This window comes from Stenotrophomonas indicatrix (genome assembly GCF_050573115.1).
Lineage (GTDB): Bacteria > Pseudomonadota > Gammaproteobacteria > Xanthomonadales > Xanthomonadaceae > Stenotrophomonas > Stenotrophomonas lactitubi_A.
Genome location: NZ_JBNYZT010000001.1, coordinates 778,320 through 800,782 on the forward strand (window position 1 = coordinate 778,320; position 22,463 = coordinate 800,782).

21 protein-coding genes and 1 pseudogene are annotated in these 22,463 nt (G+C 61.4%); 4 read left to right on the forward strand and 18 right to left on the reverse strand.

The window, feature by feature from the left end:
• The first annotated feature begins 88 nt into the window (after positions 1-88).
• On the forward strand, positions 89-526 hold the full coding sequence (locus ACQ5SA_RS03485; protein ID WP_499312678.1) for an acetyltransferase: 438 nt from the start codon (positions 89-91) through the stop codon (positions 524-526).
• A gap of 30 nt (positions 527-556) precedes the next feature.
• Here ACQ5SA_RS03485 and ACQ5SA_RS03490 read toward each other — a convergent pair whose 3' ends face one another.
• Positions 557-1,063: a GNAT family N-acetyltransferase gene (locus ACQ5SA_RS03490; protein WP_499312680.1), complete on the reverse strand. Its 507-nt coding sequence runs from the start codon at positions 1,061-1,063 to the stop codon at positions 557-559.
• Between the two features lie 483 nt (positions 1,064-1,546).
• Here ACQ5SA_RS03490 and ACQ5SA_RS03495 point away from each other — a divergent pair, with 483 nt between their 5' ends.
• Complete coding sequence (locus ACQ5SA_RS03495; protein WP_442245027.1) at positions 1,547-2,200, forward strand: hypothetical protein; 654 nt, start codon at positions 1,547-1,549, stop codon at positions 2,198-2,200.
• Positions 2,197-3,519: an XVIPCD domain-containing protein gene (locus ACQ5SA_RS03500; RefSeq protein ID WP_499312682.1), complete on the forward strand. Its 1,323-nt coding sequence runs from the start codon at positions 2,197-2,199 to the stop codon at positions 3,517-3,519. Before ACQ5SA_RS03495 ends, ACQ5SA_RS03500 begins: the two co-directional genes overlap by 4 nt.
• Positions 3,520-3,581: 62 nt before the next feature.
• Here the strand turns inward: ACQ5SA_RS03500 and ACQ5SA_RS03505 are convergent, their stop codons facing one another.
• The 17 genes and pseudogenes from ACQ5SA_RS03505 to ACQ5SA_RS03585 all read right to left on the reverse strand — a co-directional run bounded on the left by ACQ5SA_RS03505 (position 3,582) and on the right by ACQ5SA_RS03585 (position 21,835).
• Positions 3,582-4,523, reverse strand: a complete 942-nt coding sequence (locus ACQ5SA_RS03505) for a hypothetical protein (protein WP_499312684.1) — start codon at positions 4,521-4,523, stop codon at positions 3,582-3,584.
• Between the two features lie 563 nt (positions 4,524-5,086).
• Entirely contained in the window at positions 5,087-6,103 is a 1,017-nt protein-coding gene (locus tag ACQ5SA_RS03510) for an XVIPCD domain-containing protein (RefSeq protein ID WP_499312686.1), read from the reverse strand.
• Between the two features lie 57 nt (positions 6,104-6,160).
• Positions 6,161-6,697 carry a hypothetical protein gene (locus ACQ5SA_RS03515; RefSeq protein WP_499312688.1) on the reverse strand — a complete coding sequence of 179 codons (537 nt, stop codon included), beginning with the start codon at positions 6,695-6,697 and terminating at the stop codon, positions 6,161-6,163.
• 1,131 nt (positions 6,698-7,828) lie between these two features.
• Positions 7,829-8,386 carry a DUF4189 domain-containing protein gene (locus ACQ5SA_RS03520; RefSeq protein ID WP_499312689.1) on the reverse strand — a complete coding sequence of 186 codons (558 nt, stop codon included), beginning with the start codon at positions 8,384-8,386 and terminating at the stop codon, positions 7,829-7,831.
• Positions 8,387-8,397: 11 nt separating this feature from the next.
• Positions 8,398-9,552 carry a TrbL/VirB6 family protein gene (locus ACQ5SA_RS03525; protein WP_499312691.1) on the reverse strand — a complete coding sequence of 385 codons (1,155 nt, stop codon included), beginning with the start codon at positions 9,550-9,552 and terminating at the stop codon, positions 8,398-8,400.
• A 59-nt stretch (positions 9,553-9,611) separates the two neighbouring features.
• Positions 9,612-10,457, reverse strand: coding sequence for a hypothetical protein (locus ACQ5SA_RS03530; protein ID WP_499312692.1), 846 nt, complete (start codon positions 10,455-10,457; stop codon positions 9,612-9,614).
• Entirely contained in the window at positions 10,454-12,901 is a 2,448-nt protein-coding gene (locus ACQ5SA_RS03535; RefSeq protein ID WP_499312693.1) for a VirB4 family type IV secretion/conjugal transfer ATPase, read from the reverse strand. Before ACQ5SA_RS03535 ends, ACQ5SA_RS03530 begins: the two co-directional genes overlap by 4 nt.
• Before the next feature lie 84 nt (positions 12,902-12,985).
• Positions 12,986-13,294: a VirB3 family type IV secretion system protein gene (locus tag ACQ5SA_RS03540; RefSeq protein ID WP_033831423.1), complete on the reverse strand. Its 309-nt coding sequence runs from the start codon at positions 13,292-13,294 to the stop codon at positions 12,986-12,988.
• On the reverse strand, positions 13,287-13,715 hold the full coding sequence (locus ACQ5SA_RS03545; RefSeq protein WP_033831424.1) for a TrbC/VirB2 family protein: 429 nt from the start codon (positions 13,713-13,715) through the stop codon (positions 13,287-13,289). The genes ACQ5SA_RS03540 and ACQ5SA_RS03545 overlap by 8 nt, the downstream gene beginning before the upstream one ends.
• A 567-nt stretch (positions 13,716-14,282) precedes the next feature.
• A pseudogene (locus ACQ5SA_RS03550) lies at positions 14,283-14,760 on the reverse strand (lytic transglycosylase domain-containing protein); the annotation flags it as partial.
• A 3-nt stretch (positions 14,761-14,763) separates the two neighbouring features.
• The gene (gene virB11, locus ACQ5SA_RS03555; protein ID WP_483021303.1) at positions 14,764-15,807 is read right to left on the reverse strand and encodes a P-type DNA transfer ATPase VirB11; all 1,044 of its coding nucleotides are present in this window, start codon (positions 15,805-15,807) and stop codon (positions 14,764-14,766) included.
• Positions 15,808-15,820: 13 nt separating this feature from the next.
• Positions 15,821-17,089 carry a TrbI/VirB10 family protein gene (locus ACQ5SA_RS03560; protein WP_499312695.1) on the reverse strand — a complete coding sequence of 423 codons (1,269 nt, stop codon included), beginning with the start codon at positions 17,087-17,089 and terminating at the stop codon, positions 15,821-15,823.
• Positions 17,086-17,865, reverse strand: a complete 780-nt coding sequence (locus ACQ5SA_RS03565; protein WP_033831428.1) for a TrbG/VirB9 family P-type conjugative transfer protein — start codon at positions 17,863-17,865, stop codon at positions 17,086-17,088. The genes ACQ5SA_RS03560 and ACQ5SA_RS03565 overlap by 4 nt, the downstream gene beginning before the upstream one ends.
• Positions 17,862-18,908: a VirB8 family type IV secretion system protein gene (locus tag ACQ5SA_RS03570; protein ID WP_089236028.1), complete on the reverse strand. Its 1,047-nt coding sequence runs from the start codon at positions 18,906-18,908 to the stop codon at positions 17,862-17,864. The genes ACQ5SA_RS03565 and ACQ5SA_RS03570 overlap by 4 nt, the downstream gene beginning before the upstream one ends.
• Positions 18,909-18,997: 89 nt before the next feature.
• Positions 18,998-19,444 carry a hypothetical protein gene (locus tag ACQ5SA_RS03575; RefSeq protein ID WP_099784623.1) on the reverse strand — a complete coding sequence of 149 codons (447 nt, stop codon included), beginning with the start codon at positions 19,442-19,444 and terminating at the stop codon, positions 18,998-19,000.
• A gap of 416 nt (positions 19,445-19,860) precedes the next feature.
• Positions 19,861-21,540 (reverse strand): type IV secretory system conjugative DNA transfer family protein, encoded by a 1,680-nt coding sequence (locus ACQ5SA_RS03580; protein WP_230112026.1) that lies wholly within the window; start codon positions 21,538-21,540, stop codon positions 19,861-19,863.
• 37 nt (positions 21,541-21,577) lie between these two features.
• Positions 21,578-21,835 carry a hypothetical protein gene (locus ACQ5SA_RS03585; RefSeq protein WP_230112028.1) on the reverse strand — a complete coding sequence of 86 codons (258 nt, stop codon included), beginning with the start codon at positions 21,833-21,835 and terminating at the stop codon, positions 21,578-21,580.
• A 122-nt stretch (positions 21,836-21,957) separates the two neighbouring features.
• Here ACQ5SA_RS03585 and ACQ5SA_RS03590 point away from each other — a divergent pair, with 122 nt between their 5' ends.
• Entirely contained in the window at positions 21,958-22,410 is a 453-nt protein-coding gene (locus ACQ5SA_RS03590; protein ID WP_230112030.1) for a phosphohydrolase, read from the forward strand.
• The last annotated feature ends 53 nt before the right edge of the window (positions 22,411-22,463 follow it).

Genomic DNA, 22,463 nt, shown 5'->3' on the forward strand with positions numbered 1-22,463 from the left:
TGCTCAGAGCCCCGCTTCGGCGGGGCTTTCTGTTGGCGGCTATAACACCGGTACAATCTGGGCACTCCGAAGCACCTTGGCCGATACCATGACCACCCTGCGCCCTTCCCGCGCCACCGATGGCGATGCGCTCGTCGATCTCTGGCGCCGGGCCGTCGACGCCACCCATGACTTCCTCAGTGCCGAAGACCGCCAGGCGATCGATGCTGAAGTTGCCGGCTTCCTGCCACAGGCGCCGCTGGTGGTGGCAGTCGACGACCAGGACCGGCCGCAGGGCTTCATGCTGATCGACGGTTCGCACATGGAAGCGTTGTTCATCGATCCCGACGTGCGCGGAACCGGTATCGGCCGCCAGTTGCTGCTGCATGCGCTGGCCCTGCATCCGCAACTGACCACTGACGTCAACGCGCAGAATGCGCAGGCCGTGGGCTTCTACCGGCGCATGGGTTTCACCGAAACCGGTCGCTCGCCGCTGGATTCGCAGGGTCGTCCGTATCCCCTCATCCACCTGCGCCATCAAGGCTGACCGGCGCCCGGAGCGCCGGCCATTCCCCGATCAGGCAACCGCGTCGAACGCCGGCGAGTAGCGCACCTCGCCCTGCGCCATCGGCGGCTGCAGGCACAGGGCCTGGAAATACGCCGCCGGCACGCCGGGTAGGACCAGACCCGGCACGGCACGGAAGCCGAAGCGCCCGTAGTAGGCCGGCTCGCCCAACAGCACGCAGCCCCGCGCGCCCTTCCTGCGCAGAGCCTCGATCGCGGCCCGCATCAATGCCGTGCCCACGCCGCGCCCCTGCTGCTGCGGCAGCACCGAAATCGGCCCTAGCCCGAACCAGCCCTGGCTGCCGTCCTGCACGCTGACCGGGGACAGCGCGACATGACCCACCAGAAGGCCCGCATCCTCTGCCACCAGCGACATGCTCAACTCGCCACGCTCACGCAGTGCGTCGACGATGTGATGTTCGGTGTGGCTGCTGTGGACAGCATCGCGGAACGCCATTTCGGTGAGCTTGTGAATGGCGACATGGTCGTCGATGGATTCTGGGCGGATTGCAAGGTTCATGGCAGGCACTTTGTCAGGGTAAGGAAGGTGTGAATTCATGATTCAAGTCACAAATTGATAGTGAGAGCCGATCGCGACATTGAAACGCCTTGGCGCTATCGAATCGCCTGTGCCGCAGTCGATTCACTGGCATCACCCTTCGCCGAATGCGTCAATAAATCGCCACCCTTGTCCAGAGACGGCTGGCGCCAGCTTTCCCGGGCACTCCATAATCGCCGGACCTGTCACCGGGGAAGGATGCATGGACATGGATGTACCACGCCGTATCACGCCAAAGGGAGCGCATGAACGTCGAATCGCGCCTGATGCATGTCCCCCGCGCATCGAAGAGATTGCCGGATATGGCGCAAGCGGCGAGAAAAACCCGACGCGCTACCGGGTAGATCTGCATGACGCGTTACTCTCAACCATGATCACTGCGCAGAATCTCGCGCGGAGAGTGGCCTGCTCCATATATCCCTCTATGCCCCAGGGAGGCCGACATTGCGCCCCAAGATGCTTCCGTGCCTTGCTCTGCTTCTATTGACCGCCTGCAACCCGGAGTCCGCCATGAACCAGGAACGTGCCGCTGCCGAAGCCGATGTCGCCCAGGGCGGGCGTGGCCTCGCCAAGCTCAACCCCAGCCCGCGCAAGGCCTATGAACTGGTGCTGCGCCTGAAGGATGCCCCCGGAGATTTCGCGGTGGTCGAGGGCGTTGCGCAGTACGACGTCATCAACGAAGACCAGTGCGGTCACATCGAGCCCGCCACAGGCACCGCAGCGCGCATCACCAGCCAGGAACCGGTGCAGCTGCGCAAGGTTGCCGATGGCGAGTATCGCGGCACGTTGTATGTGGACCGTATGCTGGATGAGGACTACTACGGCCGCGGCGTCTGCAAATGGGAATTCAGCGGAGCCGGTGCCATGCTGAAAGCAACCGGCGCCGAAGACGAAACTCGCTTCCTGACCTTCGTCGATGCCAAGCCGCTGACCGACGGCAGCGCGCATACGCTCTACTATCCGGATCTGGTCTATCCGCGGGCAGATCGCGTTCCCAATTTCCCGGCCAGTGGTGAGCCTGATCGCAGCGGCTATGCCGCCGACCTGCAGGACAAGCTGTTCACGATCAGCCTTTCTGCGAGTGAGGTGGCACCGTGACCATCACCTCCCAGGACTACGCTGCGTTATCCGATGACGCCTACAAGGACCGCGCCGTCGGCCGACGTGCACCCGGCCAGGAAGAAAAGGTCACACTCAACGGCCATGAGTACAAAATACTCGAGCATGTCGACAACCGGCTCAACGGCTATCAGGGCACCGTCTATCAGCGCGTAGACAGCAAAGAGATCGTCATTGCCCATCGTGGCACGGAGGATATTGCCCGCGATGCGATCCTGACCGATGGCGGCATGGTGGTAGCGCGCACCAATGTGCAGGCACCTGACGCGATCGCATTGACCCAGAGAACGCTTGAATCTGCCGCACTCCAGTCCCGCTTGAATGGTGGACATACTCCCCAGGTCACCGTCACCGGCCACTCCCTCGGCGGCGCCCTTGCCCAGATCACCTCGCACCACTTCAACGTCAAGGGTGAGACCTTCAACGCCTATGGTGCGGTCAGCCTCAGCTACCGCATCCCCGAAGGCGGCAACACCATGATCAACCACGTCATGGCGTCCGATCCGGTCAGTGCTGCTTCGCCCCACTTCGGCCAGGTACGCATCTACGCCAACCCGGATGAGATCAAGAGGCTGTCAGCGGCTGGCTTCAGCAACCACCCGCTGCGCGACCTGATCCCGGATCGTCCAATCCTTGCAGCAGGCAGTTCGTTCGGCGCGCACAAGCTGGGCAACTTCCTCAACGACGGCTCGGTACTGAAGCATCCGGAAACGCAGCAACTGGCGAAAGACAACGCCAAGATGATCGAGGAGTACCGCGACGACGTGGAATCCCTGCGCAGTGGCGTTACCCGTGCAGCGCGCGGCATTCCCGGCGGCGCCATCGATCTGTACGACCACATCCGTGGCCCGCTGCAGCCCGGTGAGCCGGCACGCCGCAAAGCGGAGAAGAACGGCCATCACACCAGCATGCTGCGCATGGACGATGCCAACCATCTGGGCAACCCGCTGTTCAACGACGCGATCCGTGGCGTGCATGCCCAGGATGTGCGGGCCGGGCGCGTGCCGGACGTGATGAGCACGCAGCTGGCCGGCAGCCTTGCCGCCGAGATGCATGCTGCAGGCGGCAAGCGCATCGACGACGTGGTGATGAATGCCGATGCCTCGCGCAGCTTCGCGGTGCAGGGCCAGGGGGGTGACCCTGCCCATCTGCGTGTATCGGTGGACACTGCCGTTGCGATGAACACGCCGCTGGAGCAGAGCAGCCAGCGCATCGAGCAGCAATCTGCCGGTCAGGCCTTGGCGCGCGAGCAGCAGCTGGAACAGACCCAGGCGACCCAGCGCAGCCTGCACGCCTGACACGCTCGCGGGAATGAAAACGGGAGCCGGCACCGCCGGCTCCCGTCGTTTCGTGCAACCGATCAGGGGCTGGAAACCGCCGAGTTCGCCGCCGGCCCTGCCAGCACGTACGCATCTGGACCCGAGTCCGGGAAACCACCACAGGCCTTGTCGCCCGGCGCCACCGGATCACACGGCCACTGCGCGCGCGCGACGGTATCGCGCAGCTCGAAGCCGGTGCCATTCCAGACCACGAAGGCCAGGTGTTCACGGTTCCAGTCGCTGAAGCTGTGCGGACCGGTCTTCTGCGGTGATTCCGGGTACTGCACGAACCAGCGCATGGCCGGCCCGTACTGCAACTTGCTGTGATCCAGGCTGACCTTGCCTTCGCGGGCACGGTGACGCGCGCGATCGGCCTCGGCGATCGACGGTGCCGCCGGCATTGCCGTTGCAGTGATGTCCTGCGGCACGCCATCGCTGCCAACCTGGTATACGCGCTGGCGGACGTAGGCCAGCCCGCAATCACCGGCTGCGAGTCGGACGGGCTCCGCGGTGTTCTCGTTTGGCAGCGCGCCGTCGGCACAGTCGAATGGCGCCGAGACCAGGTAGGTGGTCGTGGAAGCATCGGCGCCTTCAAACGAACGCACCCAGATATCACCCAGACGCGCGATGAAGTCCGGTCGCTGGCCCATGCCTGCCACGGCCTTGAACCATGCCTTCTGGCGCACTTCACGCTCGCGCCAGCTGCGTGGCAGGTGGATGTCCTGCTCAGGCAACGCAACCAACAGCGCCGCCAGATGCGGCGGCAGCGTGCCCTGGCAGGCGCCGATCATCAGATCGCCCTGCGGTGCCAGCCGACCGGCCAGATCGACCGGGCAGCGCGCACCGAGCTGGCGCTCGACGCCTTGGTCCGGCGCGAGCGGGATGATGGGTAGCGCGACGGGGGCTGGGGCCAGCGGCGGGACGGGTGCCGGGGCCAGTGCGGTGTCGGGCACCTCTGCAGCGGCGGCGACGGGGGCCGGCACTTGCGTGGGAGCCGGCGGGGCTGCGACAGGCGTAGCTGGCGCAGCATGGGTGGAGGCAACTTCGGCCGCTGGTGTTGCCGGTGCTGCTGCAGGCGCTGGCGCAAGCGCGGGTTCGGCGGCAACAGCGCCTTGGGCGACGTCCGTCGTCGCCGCCGGCTGCGCTGCGGGTGCGGGCGGCAGGGACGACTCCGCCGTAGGCACAGGTGCAGCCACCACGGCAGGCACCGGCTCAGGCGCGGCGACGGGAGCCGGTGCAGCTACGGCATCAGTTGCGGTGTCAGCGGGCGTCTGCGCGTCAGCTGCGGCCACTACCGGTGCTGGCACAGCCTCCTCGACGGCGGGAACCGCCGGGGCGTCCGGTGCCTGCTGTGCGTGGGCCATGGCGGCAGCCAGTCCCAGCGGCAGCAACCACAATGCCGAAGCGCGACCACGCCGGGCGACTTTGGAACGCGGGAAAGTGTTTCGCATGTTGTGTCCTTACAAAGAGATCCATGTAGGCACCCGAGGGTGCTCGGTGTCGTGCGATGGGCCCGCCGGTCTCCGACCTGCAGGCGGCGCCCAGATTACAGCGATCGCGGGCGATTCTGCTCCTGCTCGCGGGTAACCGAAGCGGCCTGTTCCTGGCGGGAAGAGGCTTCGGCCGCCAACTGCTGGCTGCTCTGCTCCAGCGGCAGCTGCGTGGCGGCCTCACGCTCGACCATCGAGCGCTGCATCGCCGGGTCCCCCATGGCGCCCTGCACTGCGAACAGTGCCCTGCCATCGGTGCCCGCGACCACGTGATCGATGCGGCTCATGCCGGCCTTCTGCGCGCTCAGCGCCAGGGCGCCGGCCGCATTGTCCAGCTCCTGCTGGCTGCGCAGACCGCTCTGCGGCCCCATCTGCTGTAGATGGCCGCGAGCGTCGGTGAACAGCCGGTTGCCGGCATGGGACGGATCGGACATATCGCGCGGGGGATCAGGCAGCTGCGCGCGCTCCCCCACTTCGCCGCGGGCAAGCCGGTCCATCACGTCGGGGGTCAGCTTCTGCTGCCACGCCTCGAAACGCTTGAGCCGGTCCTCCACCCCGTTGACGGCTCCGTTGATGGCGTAGGTCGCCTCGCGCACGTCCTCGCGCGCCTGTTCCGGCACACGGTTCTGCCATTGCCACACGGCGATGCGCCCAGCGTGTTCAGGCTGCGACGCCAGCTCGGGCTGATTGACCAGGTCCAGATCCAGCGCACTGCCGGCGCGCTCGTAGCTTTCCTTGCCGGTCAGCGGCAGATAACCGCGCCCGTGGTACTTCAGCGCATCACCGGGCGCATCGTTGCCCATCCGGCCGCCATACATCAGCTCGGCCAGGTCATCCGGACGCCCTCGCAGGGCTTCCTGGCGCGCAGACTCCAGCGCCTCGGTGCCATTGCGCCACGCCGCCTCGACCGGGATCTGCGAGATGCCCCGGGTGTAGTTGAAGCTCTCGTTGAGCCGGCTCAAACCGCGCGACTCGTGCCCTGCCTGGGCCATGAAATTGGCCAGTTCAAGGGGCGAGTCGATGCCGGCTTTGGTCGCCTGCCGCAGCAGTTGCGACTCTCTATCGGTCGACACAGTGCAACTCCTGGATGTTCATCAGCGCGGATTCCCTTCCGCCGGTTGGAGCTTGGCTCATGGAAGCGACACCTCGGCGACACTGGACGGGTCGAAGTCCTCGAACCGCACCCTGCCCAGTTCCGCCACCGAGAAATCCCGGATGTTGGTCGCTTCGGTCTCGATATCCACGACCTTGCGTCTCACCCCGTCCACCCAGCAGGCCCTGTCCGCCGACGCATAGCGGAACCGGTACGTGCTGCTCCAGCGCTCGCGGCTGCCGCCGTTGGTGATCACGCTGAAGGTGTCTTCCTCAACCATTGCATACGCAAAAGGGTCGCCAGCCAGGCCACCGCGGGTGGAACACGGCACCAGCTTGTCGTTGCGCGCGGCCAGCTGCCAGCGCCCGCGCCCGTCACCGCGCAGCAACAGCAGCACCCGGTTGGGTCCGTGCTGGCCGGGCACCAGCCCTTCCGGCGTTGGCTGGTCGATGACCAGCAACTGGTACTCGATGCCATCGCCGTTGAGCTCGCCCCTGACGGCTTCCAGCAGGTTCGCACCGGACGGAACAAATGCCAGAGCATCGTCCATGTGTGCGCCAACCCTGTCTTCCATCCCCTCCCACTCCTTCAATGTCGTCTCGCCGATGCCCGCGCCATAGGCGGGCATGGTGGCGTTGCCCGGTCGCGCCAACCACCCTGCAGATGCGGATGATAGCTCCGGGAGCACCGTGGCAGCGATGGTGGCAAGCTTCACCCGTTGAGCGGGGGGACAGGGTCCTCATGGACGGGAAAACTCCTGCAATCGGTAGCGCCAATGCGTCACTTTTTTGACGCGTAGTGAGCTTACCGTGAGAAGGTTTATTACGTCGAACGCTTGATGTCAGAAAGAGCGTTTTCAGTCACAGAATGACGCTGATGCAATGCTGCACACGCTCTGCAACGGCTCGAGGTCAGTGACGTTGAATCGCTCCGCGGCTGACATCAATGGCGCCTCCCAAAGAGCGTTGCCGCAACTTTGAAAGCAGCTTGGCGCAGCCGGAGTAGGCCATTTTCACGACCACTGCCAATCCTTCGCACAGCTATTCTGCGCTGCCTTCTCCGTGACCGTGGGCGTGGAATCTATTCCGATGCCTGAGTGTCCCTACCGGACTAGCCACTCAGGGCCACCCATGCGACGCACTTGTTCGAACCGGTGGTACACGTGCTTACCCAGCCTCCCATCGGTCGCTGCTGGTTGGCGGGAGCTTGAGCCTTCGTCGCTATGCCGGGAGTCGGAGCGCATCCCTCCCTCCCTGGGCCCGCCGACAGGACAATAGCCGGATGGACATTTGCCCTCTGCCCACGCACTGTCGATACCGTCCGGCAACAACAAACAAAGTGCAGACTGCATCGAGCAGGCGATTAACACCACGATTCAACCACCTTCGACATCCCTCAAATGAGGATGCTGAGCGGCATGTCCTTTCGCGGCGTCGAAATACACTACCTCCCCCATCCAGCCTAGTTCCAGCAACCGTATTGGGCGCCGCTAGACCATGGGGACCTCGCATCTAGCTCACCCGAACAAGGCGAAGCAGGCAACGAGCTACCAGCGGCTCGTAAGTCTGTAAAGGAACTGCATAGGCTTCCGTGAAGAATGCTGCGTCAGTCTCGAGGCCGCCGACGCACTTATCGAGATGGCAAAGACTATCGCACTATCACGGCATGCTTTATCACGGCATGCTTTTGCGACACAAACATTGAACTAGAAGCGTTCGAAGATTGGCTCGCTGCAAGCGGAGTACATAACTTTGCATTGAATCCCGCCCTGATCCTTGCAGCCCCTCATAGCGACCTGACCCGCAGTCTCAATGTCGACAGCGCGTGCGATGTGGGCACCTGTCTGCGAAGCCTGTGGAGAAGCAAGAGCTACACACTGATTTTCATAGGAAATTTTGACAACGCATTTCTTGGCCCCCCATGTCGCACATTGTGCAAGCGCCTCGCTCTCCGCCTCGCGCCTGGTCGACTTCTGCTTTGAAACTCCTGTGTCACCTTGCTCCCCCATGGCGACCGCGCCCCAAGTCTTGTGCCACTGACCACTGGGTCGTGGAGGAGGCATTGGCAACTGTTGTGATGATGCTCTTCCCGCCGCCCCGGGAATCGGCGCACACCCTTGGGCCCCCTGCCCCCCGATGGGATAAAAACCAGGAGGACAATTCCCTTCAGCCAAGGCGGACGATGATCCTAAACCCATAAAAATTACACAGGCAATCATCATCGCCAACCGGCCTGAAACCCAAAGCTGTGACCTGAAATACATACTCGAATTCCTTAGTCCGTCGAAGCGGCGCCACGCTTTCCTGATTGCGAAGTGTTATCTGCAACAGGGCTTGCGCCAGAGATTCGCCCCATATTATGGGTAGTTTCAACATGCCCGCCCCCCGCACTCGAAGCCGGAGCAGGCGGAGTGTACATCCCAGCACCCGAACCCGTTGAACCAGGCGGCTGCCCCTGCGGTCCCGGCTGAGCTGCTGCTCCGGATCCACCGATCTGCGAATATGCCATAAAGCTACCCAGGGTACCCTGGAAGAACATCGCGGCCATTGGGGGGGCGGTAAGAATCAGTGTTGTGAGGATTAAGCCCATGCCACCCTGCTGCAGCGCCATGCTGGACATGCCCTCCGTGAAATTCTCGCCCATCAACGCGCCGGCCAACGTGCTACCCCAGAACGCGAATGCCACCTTTGCGACCATCTTCATGGCAATTGCCGTCATGGCAGCAAGTACTGCCATGGAGAACATGGTGCCAATGCCGTACAGAAGCCATTTCTGGAACAGCTGCTTCGTCTGATCAAATAGCAGGCAGAGGATGAACAGCGGCCCAAGGCCAATGAACAACGCCAATGCGACCTCATACAGCAACAGCATCGAGCCCGCAGTCACCGCAGGGCCGCCAGTTCCCATGCCGATGAACCACATCGTTCGCGTCTTGGCATTGTCGAGAGTGACATCACCTACTACATCGAGGGTGTCCACCGACGAAAGGGCCAACTGCATGTAACCCAGATTCTTGTCGATCAGGTCTTCAGGCGAGTCGTCTTCGCCGGTGATTACTTGCGTAATCTCGTTCTTCACGTCCTTGTTCAGGAACGTGTGGAGATTGCTGCCGAACATGGCCATCGTGGTGGCAACCGACACAATCAGCGCGGCCTTTGCCATATTGGTGACCAGCACCATCATCGAATCACGACTCCGGCCCGTCGCGATTCGGAAGCCCTGGATCAGCACCCACAGCGTCATTAGAGTCAGGGCAATGGCGCCAACCCACTTCATCATTCTTCCGAGCAACTCAACACCGAACTCTGCGATCTCCTTGTGCAGATAATCCAGGATCAAACGGAAGAACATGAAATCGCCAATTGACGATGTCACGTGCAGGTTTTGCAGCATATCTAGCGCGCTTGAACCAAACACGCTGCCGACCATCCCTAGACTCATAACTTCACCTGATAATTGAGTACATCCCGCCAAAACCGGAATAACTTTTACAGCGACAGCGCTCCCTTGAGAGCTGCCGCTTTAACCACCGTCCCCAGCGGAGAGCGCGTACCTTTCAGGGCGCGCTCTGTCAGGAACTGCTGCTGTCTCTCAAGTGCGGAAATCTGGCGGTCATACATTTTTATCCGAGTTTCCCATTCCGCGAAATCAGCCTTCATGTAGGCATCCGACACCTGGGTGTTCGCCATCGTTTCGGTCATGCCACCCTCAGTATCTGTCAACATGCGGATGTCCTTAATCTTGTCGAGCACGGACCGCATTTTGGGAAGACTGCTTTGAACAACCTCGATCGTTTCATTGTATTTCTTGTTTTCAATCATCTGCATCGCAGCGCACACCTGTTTCTGCTGGGCAGCAATGTCGCCCTTAGGATTCAACTTGAGCGCCGACAACAGGTCACCAATACCACCGATGACCCCCAGGCCGCAGCGTTCAGAAACGTTCCAGTCATCCTCAACCGGCGTCAGCTTGATGCCAGACGGCATATTCGGAGCCGCAATGATCTGCTGGAACTTCGCGAGTTTCTGAAGCCAGTTCTGGGTGGTATCGTAGAAGCGCTGATACTGTTCGCCGTACTCGATGAATGCCTCGGCCTGAGAGGCCAGTGTATTGACCTCAGTCATCGTGCCGTTGAACAAATTCATGCCGATTTCTACGACGGGCAGCGTGTAGGCCTGAACAGGTGCGGCGAGCATCGCTGTGAGACTCATGGCCAGCACGCCAGCACGGACTCGGGAATTGACGCTCTTCTTGGTAACGCGGGTTGCGTTTTCCATGTTCTTCTCCATCGAATTCAAGGGGCTTGCTGCGTTCACGTCCGTTGCGACAGTCATGCTGCAACCTCCTTATTGTTGGATGCGGGCTTTCCGGAGCCCTTGCGGTTCTTGTAGAAATCTTCCAGCCACTGTTCCGGCGTCAGTTCATCCACCGTTACCCGCGCGCGCACCGCTGCGGTCTGCAGCACGCGGTGCATGATGTCGATGTTGTCGGTCGAGGCCGAGATCACCGACAGAATGTCGTCCATCCCGCGCAGATTCAGCTGGCACACGCTGGACGCGTGCCCCTGCTTGACCAGGAAGCAGCGCGAGCGCTCATCCAAGGCGGTGACCACCTTGAACTCGGCTTCGGTCAGCTTCAGGCCGTCCATGTAATCGCTCTTGCTGGCATTGGGGTTCGGCAGCAGGATCAGCGTGGCGGTCTGCTCGATAAGCGCCGCGGAGATATCGCTCTTCAGCGCGTCCTCTGGACTCTGGGTGGCGAAGATACCCATACCATTCTGCTTACGGATGGTCTTCTGCTTGTTCTTGGCGAATTCCTTCAGCCCCCCCTCACCATCGAGGATCTTCCAGAATTCGTCCATCACGTAAATCAACGGACGACCGTCGATCAGCGACTCCAGGCGGTGCAGCAGATAATTGATGACCGGCACACGCACTTCGGGGTTGTCGATGATGTCGGTGTAATCGAAACCGATGATGTTGGCCTTGCTCAGGTCCACGGTATCCACCGGGTTGTCGAACACCCAGCCCAGCGAGTTGCCCGAGGTCCACCGGCGCATGCGCGCGTACAGGCCGTCGTCGCCCATGTTGGGCAGGCTTTTCTGGAAGTTGGTCATGCTGCGCAGGTGCATCGGCGTATCGAGCATGCTCTCCACCGCGCGGTAGATATCCTCTTCTTCGCGGGAGCTGTACTCACGCTTGCCTGCCAGCACCTTGATCAGGTCGGCCAGGAACTGCACATTGCCTTCGTTGTTCTCACACTGGAACGGATTGAAGCCGGTCGGCGCACCGTTCTCAAGGGCCAAGTAGTTGCCGCCACAGGCACGCACAAAGATCTCCGCGCCGCGGTCTTTGTCGAAGAAGAAGATGGTCGGCGACGGCTCGTACTTCTGCACCTGGCTGAGCAGGAAGTTGATCAGCGCGGTCTTACCGGTACCCGACTTACCGATCACCATGGTGTTGGCGATCGCCTTCTCACCCAGCGAGTTCTCGGACGGGTGGGTGGCATGGAAGTTGAAGTAGTACGGCTGGCCGTTGGTCGTCTGCAACGTGGTGACACAGTCGCCCCACGGATTGTTGTGCTGCTTGCCGGTGGCGAAGTTGTGCAGTGGCGACAGACCGAGGAAGTTCAGCGAGCTGACATTGGCCAGGCGAGTACGGAAGCGCCAATTTGCCGGCAACTGGGAATAGAACGACGAGGTGACCGCCAGATCTTCCTTGGTGGAGACAAAGCCGGCGTTGGACAGCTCGGCACGAGTCGTAGCCACATTCTGCGAGAGCTTGGCCTGGCTGTCGCCATACACCGCCATGATGAAGTGGTACTCGCCAAGTACGAAGTTGCCCGAGGACAGCTGGTCCATCGCCTGGTCGAGCTCGACGATCTGACTGACCGCCTTGTCGCCGGAGGAAATCATCATGCCCTTGGTACGGTCCAGCACTTTGAGCGCGTCTTGACGTCCCATAGGGCTGAACGAATGGGTGATGACGTACTCGAAGTCGAGATACTTCAGACCATTGAGAATGCCCGGATACGTGCCTTCGGCATACTCCTTGATGTTCAGAATGGCGCCGAAATGATTTACACCGTTTGGCGTATTGATGACGAAGTCGCCAGTTTTGGCCGAGAACATGTGCCGGCTGACCGGCAGATAGTCCTTGACCGGCGCCGACAGCACCGGAACCGGCTCGTCGATACGGTTGATCAGGTAGCCAAACAGCTCCAACGTTTCGGAGAACACCACGCCGTTCTTGGCTTCATACATACCAAGGCGATACGGCGCATAGTCCCGGATGACCGCCTCAACATTGCCTGCCAGTTCCATCAGCTTTTCAACAGCCTGTTCCTGCTCGGCACGGAGCTTGTCGACGTTGGCGGACTTTTCCACGAAACGCTTACCGGCCACGACAGGACGATAGATCATCGTCAAGTACAACTCGTTCTGCATGATGCGCTGCGAGGACAGCATGCCCATGTACTGGTCGGACACGTCCTGGTTGAAGCGCTGCTTGTAGCTACTCTTGCCTTTCAGCGTGCGGCGACGACGGATGTCATGCACCCAGAAGGCGACGTTGACGAAATCCGGCGCGCGCAGCGTCTGCAGCAACCGATTGAACGTGTTGTGCCGGTGCTCCAGTTCCCATTCCTCGCGCCCCACGAACGGCAATCCCTCCAGGTGCCAGGTCAGCAGATAGTCGCCGCCCGTGGTCTTCACCACGTTCGGAGCTACATGCGACGACAAAGGAATGAATTCGCTGATGGACGTATCTGGGCTGAACATACGACTGCTTCCAAAGGGTACTGCCGACGAAAATTCGGAGTAGACCAGGTGGGCGTCTGACACCCACCTGGTCCGATCCAGCCCTCAATCCATTCGGGCTGGTTTGTTGCGGTAGTGATTCGGGTTGAACACCCACATGCCTTCATGTTCCTGCACGTTGCGGACCCGCAGCTTGAACAGTAGTCGCAGACCCAGCAGACGGAAGATCATCTCGTCACGCTTGGCCATCTGGCGCATGATGAAAATAGCCACCGGAATAGTCAGCAGGAACCAGAAGTTGGTGTACATGCTCAGGAGCAACAACCCACCCGCCACCATGAAGAATGGCAGGTAGGGAACGCCCAGAAACATTGCTGGGCGTGTGCAACCCCGGAACAGGACGTTCTTATGCACGGTAGTACTGAATGGCGTTCTGGATGTGATACGCCATGCCACCAGCACCGCCACCGGAGCCCGCGCTGTCGCAGTTGCCGAACTCGTCACCCAGCAGCATGCGCGCGATCTGGCCAGCGGCGCCAATCAGCACGCCGCCGATGATGATCGGAGCAACGTCGCCGATGCGCTTGTGCGCGAATGCGATCTGATAGCCGGCGAAGATAACGGCGATGGTCACCACCGCGATCGAGGCCATGTTCAGCAGGCCATTGACGCTGGAGAAGAAGCCGCAGACCTTGCCGTCAGTACCGCCATAGTTGGTACCTCCACTGGTGGCAAAGGCTTGCGGAGCAAACACCGCACCCACGAACACAACGGCCATCAGCATGGTCTTCAGCGTGCGCTGGGCCTGGACGAGGTCGAGATTGGATCGCTTCATGGATTGATTTCCTTGTTGATGGACTAACACAACTGAATCGACCAGCCGGGGGACTGGCCGCACCACGACTTCGTCAGAATACGAAGGCCGCATCCCCTGCGGGAATCTGCTGCGCAGGCATGGGCTGTGCCGGCGCGTTGTACATGTTGTTGGTCGCCGCGGCGGGCGTGTTCTGCTCGCCCCACGGCTGCAGCATGACCGGGCTCTCGATGCCGCCGACCGTCGCGCCGGGCAGCTGCTGCGGCATCATCGGCAGCTGACCCGCCTGTCCTGCAGCAGCCTGCTGCGGATAGCCCTGCTGCTGCGGGTAGCCACTCTCCGGCTGCGCCTGCGGCTGCATCATGCGGTCGACTGAGCCCAGCACGACCCGCGACAATGCCTGGTCAGCGAGGTTGACCAGGCTCCCGCGCGCCATCGCTCCTGTGGAGGGATAGACGGTGTAGGCTCGAGCTGGATCATTGGACGGCACATAGACCGGGCCGTTGGCCTGGGCTACGATCCGCGCCTGCGCCGGTGAGGCGAGCTGAGGATGGTGCTCGACCTTGACGGTACGGCGCTCCCCACGGGTTACGACGTCGATGGGTGCCACACCGTTGGAAGCAACCTGCTGCCCACGACGGATCGAGTCATAGACCTTCTGCACGTAGCCGTGACGGAAGCCCGTCTCAAAATTGCCCGAGTAATAGCAGCTGAAAGACTTGCCCCAATCCTTTCCCGAGCGCTTGTAGCACTCGGCAAGAATACGCGAGCCCGCCTGCAGGTTCGGACACTGCTGAAATGCTTTTTCGTATGAATCCAGACCGTATTTGGCCAGGTTATAGCGATTGACCTGAGCCAGTCCGATGGAGAAGTTGTAGCCCTTCTCTTCGAGCATGCGGACTGTTGCCAACGCCTCATCCAAGGCCTTGGGCTGGCGCACCAGTGCTCCACCGACCACGCCGATGGCGTACGGATTACGGGAGGATTCGACGTTGATGACGTGTTGCATCACATCCATCGAGACGGCCATCTCCGGGCACGCCATCATTTCCAGTCCTGGCAACATTGCTCAACCCTCCTGCCCCTGGGCACGCCCAGGATTGAAATCGATGCCGGTGATATAGCGCGAACCCGCATGCGCCTTGATATGCACGACGATATCGATGGTCATCATCAACAGACGCTTGATGACGTTGAATTCCAGACCCGATCCTTCGGTTGATGCCTTCACCATCAGCGCCAACTGGTCCCACGTCTGTTCCGGGCTGCCTGCATGGCAACTGGTGATCGAGCCAGGGTGACCAGACGCGCAGTTGCGGATGAAGTAGAACGCCTCATCGCCACGCAGCTCTGCCAGGATGATGCGCTCAGGCTTCATGCGCAGGCAGGCTTCCATGCAGCTCTTGGCCGTCACGTTGCTCGCGCTCTGCCCGCCCTTGGAGTACAGCAGGTGCACCACGTTGGGTTGGGTCAGGAACAGCTCGCGCGCATCTTCAATGGTGACCAGCCGCTCACTGTCCGGAATATGGTTGACCAGCGCCTTCATGAAAGTCGTCTTGCCGCTACCGGTGGCGCCGGATACGACGATGTTCTTGCGGTACATCACCGCACGCCGGAAGAATTCGGCGTACTCACGCTGCTGCCGCAGCTCCATCAGCTCACGATCCTGCTCACTCAGGCTGCCATCCTGCTCGAGGATCTGGTTGAAGAACCCATCCTCGTGATACTGGGTAAGCGACTTGGTGTGCTTGGACGGTAGGCGGATAGTGATCGACACCTTGCCGGCGTCGCACGCCGGCGGGATCACGAACTGCGCACGCTGACCGGTGGGGAACGTGAGCGACACCACCGGATCGGCATCAGTAATGCGCTGACCGGTGTTGCTCTCATTGACCACCGCGGTGCAGAACTGCCGGGCCCGCTCGAACGTCAGGCCCGGCACATCCACATGCTGCCACCCTGCCCGCGTCTCCAGGTACAGCTCGCCCGGACGGTTGATGCAGATTTCCGTCACTTCGGGCGAAGTCATGTACTCGGCGATGCCCAGCACTTCGTACTGATAGCGCAGGAAATCGCTGGAGACGAGGGCGAGGGGTGACACTTCGGCGTCCATGGTCGTTCTTGGTTTACCTGCGGGCGTTCAGCACGCTGGTGAAGTCAACGTCCTTTGCGACGTAGACGTTCACGATCGTGCCTTGATTGATGGTGACGGTCGGCGGACGACGGCCGCTGGTGAGCGCCTCGTTGGCCAGCCGCTCCATGGTGCGTGCGGTAGCGCTTTCATATGGCGACTGGATGGTCATGCCGTTGTTGGCCACGGTGGTCGTTTCCGGACCATGTTCGGCAGCGGCGTATTTGAACGCGTCCGCGACCAGGCTGATCATCAGCGCCGAAGCGATACGTGCACCCCAGTGCGCGCTGTACTGCCCTGGGTGACCCGCACCACCCAGGCCATCAACGCCCGGGCTGGACATAGCGACGTCCAAGCCATTCGGAGTCGTGATCCGGTCCCAAATGACTTCCACGCGCTTTCCAGCGGGGCCGCCAGCATAGGCACCATAGATCTTCGAACCCTTGGGCAACAGCAGGGTACGGCCATTGATGGAATAGACCGGCTCGGTGAGCAGGCAGGAGGTATAACCAGCCAGGTCAGTGATGATGCGGGTCTCAAGCACGCAGCGCAGATAGGTACCACGCACCAGCAGTGCGTCCGGACTACGAATGAAGGAAGCAGTGGAGATGTCCTCCACGTCCGGGCCCCGGCGAACCTTTTGCGGGCCCTGCTGGTTCGGCATCATGTTCGCCAACAGCGCCTGACGGGTTTGCTCGTCCAGCGCACTTCGCTGGGACTGCGGACCACCCGGACGGTTGCCTGCACCCACGGCCGCGTCGTCCGCGCCGGAGATTCGGCGCTCCAACAGGGTTGGGCCACGCGGGACCATGGCTTCTTGCCTCGGTGCCACCGGCACCAGCTTCGGGCCATCATCCTGAGGCAACGCAGGCAACATCGGAATCGGCTCCGCTGCAGCAGGCGGAGCCTGCGGCGGCGGCGCTACGTTCGGCAGTTCGGGAGTCGTGACACGTGCCATCTCGCGCGGCTTGTTCTGAGAGCCGTCATCGTCCTTGCCCTTGCGGAAGAGCAGGAAGCCCATGGCTACCAGCAGGACCACAATACCGCCAAGGAACAACAGCGCCTTCCGGTTCAGCCGCTGCTCTTCAGCCGAGCGCAGTTGCGGCGCTCCCGCATCCAGATCGGGGGCCACCCCAGCCTGGGCATTGCCGAAATAAGGATTGGACGGCGTCTCCGGCGCAGCGTCTGGACTGCTGCCGTAAGGGCTCTGGCCCTGGTCAGCACCGTTGTTCGGATCGTTTCCGGGAGTGTTCTGCTGGCTCATTTCTTCACGTTCCTTCGCAGACCAACGACATAGTCGCCGTGGCGGATGACCAGGTACGGGTAAGTCCCGTGCACGATCAAGGTATTGCCTTCAACGGTGGTGTTGACCACGAAGTCCTCGCCGTACTCCTTCTCGCGACCGAATACGGCAGGGAAGATGCCCGTCTTGTATTCGGGAGAATTCGGCAGTTTCAGGTAGGTGAAACTTCCATCGTCGTAGGCATTGACCGGAATCAACCACCCCATCTTCTTCGCCTTGCTGGTCGAATAGGAGTAGTTGAAGTTGTACTGGCGATCCTTGGCGAGCTCGGTGCTGAGGAGCGGCTTGGCTTCTTCCTCGACCGCCTCCTGTGCCAACCCGAATTCGGTGTCACTCGGGTAGGTGAAGGCAATCTTGTACTGCACGCCGGCGCGACGGGCCTGCTCCAACTGACGCCAGTCGGTAGCCACGACCTTCAGTTCGAAGATGTACGAATGAGTCTCGGTGCGCACCATCATGTTGGTATCGACGTCGACGTTCTTCGGCTTGATATAGAACACATTCTCGCGACGGGTCAGCTCCCAGCCATTGCTGAAACCAGTGCTGTAGTCGAGGATCTTTTCGTTCGGGCTCAGTTCGATCTGGGTAGTCAGACCCAGGCCGGTGCGAACCGGATAGATGCGATCCTTCTCATACTCGTAATGGTCTACCGCCTGAGCCATCGCCGCGGTGGAAAACACCAGCGACAGCAACGACAGCAGCGCCAATGCGCTCCCCCTGACTTTTCGACTACTCATCGGTTGCTTGCTCCATCAGCATTTCCGGTGGAATTGTTCGGTGCCGGCGGCATCGCCGGCTGCCCGGGCATGGCCTGCCCTGGCATCGCTTGACCCTGCATCGGCTGGCCTTGCACCGGCTGCCCCTGCATCTGTTGCATCTGACCATTGACCGGTGCCGCCACGGGCTGGCCGGTAGTCGGATCGATCATGGTCGCAGCGGCCGGGTTGTTCGGGTCGTAGATCCCTTGTGCCTGCTGCGCGGCCAGCTGCGCCTGCTGTGCGGCCTGCTGTGCCTGGTCCTGCATGGCGCTGTCGTCCGGCACCGGCACGCCACGGGCGTAATCGTTGTCGACGCGATACTCGGTGACCTGGAAAGCCAACGGATTGAGCACGCGATCCTGCTCGGACAGCGCGAGGTTCTGGTTGTACTCGAAGCGCATCGTCACCAACTGGTTGTCCAGATAGGTCGCGGCACCGGTGCGCTTGTCGAGCAGACTGCGCTGGATGCGCACAGAGGCGCCACGGAAGCTGCCATTCGCCTGTGCGCCGAGCGGAGTGATGCTGAGGATCTTGACCCGGATCGCCTTGCCGCGTCCGTACATCACGAACGGATTCTGCGGATTGTTGCCGGCATAACGGAGCTTCATGCTCTGCGCCACCGGATCGCTGGACATCACAAACACCAGCTCCCAGTCGCGCAGGCCCATCACCGCCGAGTCGTACGACTCACGTGCCAGCACATACTGGGCAACGTTGCTGCGATTGACTGCTTCGTTGCTGGTGATGGTTTCGCCCTGGAACGTGCCGCGCAGGCGCGCAACCGTTGCCGTGCCCGTATAGGCATCAGCCATCACCAGGAAAGGCACCTTCTCCTTCAGCGGCAGCATGTAGTAGTAGCCACCGGCCAGCGCCAGCGACATCAGCAACGAACCGGTGGCGACCCACCAGGCACGACGCTCGCTGCGCCGGGCCATGTCGGCCACGGTGATCTCGTAGCTGACTGCCTTGGCGACCGACTGCTCGACCTTGGGGCTGTTGCCTGCATCCTTCTTGCGGAACATGGGTTCTTCCGTACTGCTGAAACATCAATGGGCGCGACGCCCCTGCGCCAAGCGCGGGGTGCGGCACGTTCGATGATTTCGACGCGGTCTCAGCTGCCGCTGCTGGCTTCAGGATCCTGGGCCGACGCGGTTGGCGTCGATCCAGCGTTCTGCACGACGATCTGGTTGCCGACGATGGAGACGGAAACGCCCTGCGCCGCATAGGCCGCCGTGAGATCGATCACGGCCTGCTGTGCGTTGGTGGTATCGATCTCCGACACCGCGCCATACAGGGTGAAATCCGAACTGAGGCGATAGTCCAGCGTGCGACCGGAATCCTTGGCCCAGCGCTCGAGCATGGCCTTCAGCGTGCGATCCATCGGCGACGCCTGATAGACGTAGCTGGAGTACAGCGGAATCTCGGTCGGAGCCGTCGCGAAACGGTTGACCGGCTTCCAGCGCCCTCCGAAGTCGGGTGCGGGCTTGGTAGCACAACCTGCCACCATCAACGCCGCCACTGCGGCGATGGACATTTTTGCAATAAACGCCTGATTCATACGGGCTTCACTTTGACGTACGAAAAAGCAGTCCCGATGTTGGTCCCTTGGTCGTCCGGCACTGCGCGATGCACGCCGGAAACGTAACCAATGCACTGCTTAACAGCACATGGGCACGGTTCCCCTGCAGCTCGAAAGCTGCCAACCAAGTCGCGTGAAGCAACCTCATCCGAGGCGCCTTTCACGCACCCTCACCAACGTCGGAACCATCCCTGTTCCCATGGCTGAAACTCCTGGCCACTCTGAAAGCATGACGAATCACACAGATTCGCAGGCCACCCATAGAGTGGCACAACCACACGTCAATTCCATGTCAGACAAATCTGAATTTTGACCAACGTATGGCGCTTCTTTGACGCACTTCACTAATTCACTTCCATGAATGCGTGCATCCGTCACACTTTCAAGTCTGCAACTTAGACATCAAGCATCGGCACGTCAACCTTTGGCAGTAGACGTGAAGTGAAATAGCGGTCCTTGTAGTAGCGAATCTTGTCGCACTTGACCGGATGCGGGATGCCTTCGTACAGGAAGACCTCATGGTCAGGCCCCATCGCCTTGAGCTCCTGCGGCAACATCAGCGCGCGGCGCTCCTCGGTGAAGCTATGGGTCTTTTCACGCGCGTGGGTGACGTTCTTCTTGCGGATGGTGGTGTAACCCAGCATGTCCGAATAGTCGTTGGCATCCTGCTGCTCGCGCGGTGCGTAAAGAATCTGCAGCGCGTGGTTGGTGATGATGGTGCGCGAGACTTCACGGCCATAGGTGGCATCAAGCTGCGACATGCTCTGGATGATCGGCAGCAGGCGCACGTTGTAACCGGCCATGTAGGACACCGCCGAGGCGATGATTTCGACCTTGCCGATCGAGGTGAACTCATCCATCAACAACAGGCACTGGTACTTCAGGTCCGGATTGGACTTGGGCAGTTCCTTGGTATTGAGGTTGATCAGCTGGCTGAAGAACAGGTTGATGATCAATCGGCTTTCGGCCAGCTTGTTGGGCTGGATGCCGATATAGATGGTCATCTTCTTCTTGCGGACGTCGGTGAGCAGGAAGTCGTTGGTGCTGGTGGCCTTGTCCAGCACCGGGTTGATCCAGGGATTCAACGGTTCCTTGAAGGTGCCGAGGATCGAGGCGAAAGTCTCGTCGGCCTGGGACAGCATGTTGGCGAACGCCGAACGCGCGTTGCTGCTCAGGAATGGACGCTCGGACAAGCCCTTGAGGAACTTCTTCAGGTCGCTGCCGTCACCGGAGGACAGGCGGTAGACCGCGCCCAGGGTCGGCGTGCCCTGCCCGCCCGGGAAGCCGCTGCTGCGCTCGTCATCCCAGTTCTCGAACAGATACAGGGTGAAGGCGATGAAGGCATTGCGCGCCTGGCTGATCCAGAACTTCTGGTCTTCCGAGCCATCGGGATACAGCATCGCGCCGATGCTCATCAGGTCCGAGACACGGAATGCCGGGTCATCGGAGACATAGCTGAGCGGATTCCAGCGATGGGTACGGCGATCTTCGGCGAAGGGGTTGAACAGGTAGATCTCCTGCCCCTGGCTGGCGCGCCAGCCACTGGTCAGGTCGAAGTTTTCCTGTTTGATGTCCAGCACCACCAGCGATTCGCCGTACTCCAGCAGGTTCGGGATGACCACGCCGACGCCTTTGCCCGAACGGGTGGGGGCAGCCAGGATGACGAACTGCTGGCCATCCAGGCGCACCAGCTTGCCGCCATGGCTGCCGACCACGATGCTCTGGCCGCTCTTCTTGAACATGCCATGTTTGGCAAGATCGGCGCCGGTGGCAAAGCGCGCGTCACCGTGCAGCGATCGCTTGTCTTTCTTCAGCAGCACAACCAGGCCAACGATGGCGAGCACCAGCAGCGGCAGGCCGAAGCCGAGGTAACCGGCCCATTTGATCTTGCCCACGAACGGGGCAACCTGCGGCTGGCCGATGGCGTGGAAATACTGGTAATAGGTATTCCAGGTGAGCAGCTTGGTATCCAGACCAAGCAGCAGCAATGTCAGGTAACCGGAAAACACGAACCCGAGCAGCAGGGTCGCCAGCGTGATGATGGCGATGAGCAGATACTTCTTACTGGACAACACCCGAATCCTCCATGATGCGCCCCATGGGCGCGACGGCTTAGCGGGGGCGTCGCTGCGACGCCTTCTTCCGCAGGTTGACTTCATTCTGCAGCCCGGGCTCCACGCCCTCTTCCCGCACCAGTTCCTCAAGGTACCGGCGCGCATCGGCCAACGACATCAGGTCGGTCAGACGCTCCCCATCGTCGACAATGACCGCATGGCCGACCACATCGCCGGGAGCGTACACCGGCTCGTGGGTCACCGCTACCAGACGGAAGCGGCCGCGTAGTTCCAGCTGATGGGTGTATTCCTGCATGTCTCATCTCCCTGATGGAATCCAGATGCCGTTCCTGCAGCGTCCGATGATGCCTGCACGGCCGTGGTGGCGGCATGTAGACGACCCATACGACAATACACGCTTGGGCCGGGGAGATCGCAATGGACTGGGTAGCACACGCACGCACGCTGGCGATGGAGGCCCATGCCGGCCAGGTCGACAAGGCAGGACATCCCTACATCGGCCACGTCGGCCGGGTCGCCGCTGCCGTGCGCGGCGATGATGAGGCCGAGGTGGTGGCCTGGCTGCATGATGTTGTCGAGGACTGCCCCGCCTTCGCTGAGCAGGTGCAGGCCTTCCCGGCCCCGTTGCAGGACGCGGTTCGGCTGCTCAGCCGGACGTCTGCGGCGGATGCCGCCACGTACTACACCCGGATAGCTGCAGATCCGCTGGCGCTTAAGGTCAAGCTGGCCGATATCGCCGACAACGCGGATGAAGCGCGGCTGGCGTCACTGGATACTGCCACCGCCGAGCGCCTGCGCGATAAATACCGACAGGCCCTGGTGGCGCTTGGCCAGCAGCCAGCACGGGCAGCACCACCCATCGAACACTGATTTACCCCCAGCCCGGCTGATGCCTGTTGCGGTGCAGCAGTACAATGTGGCGC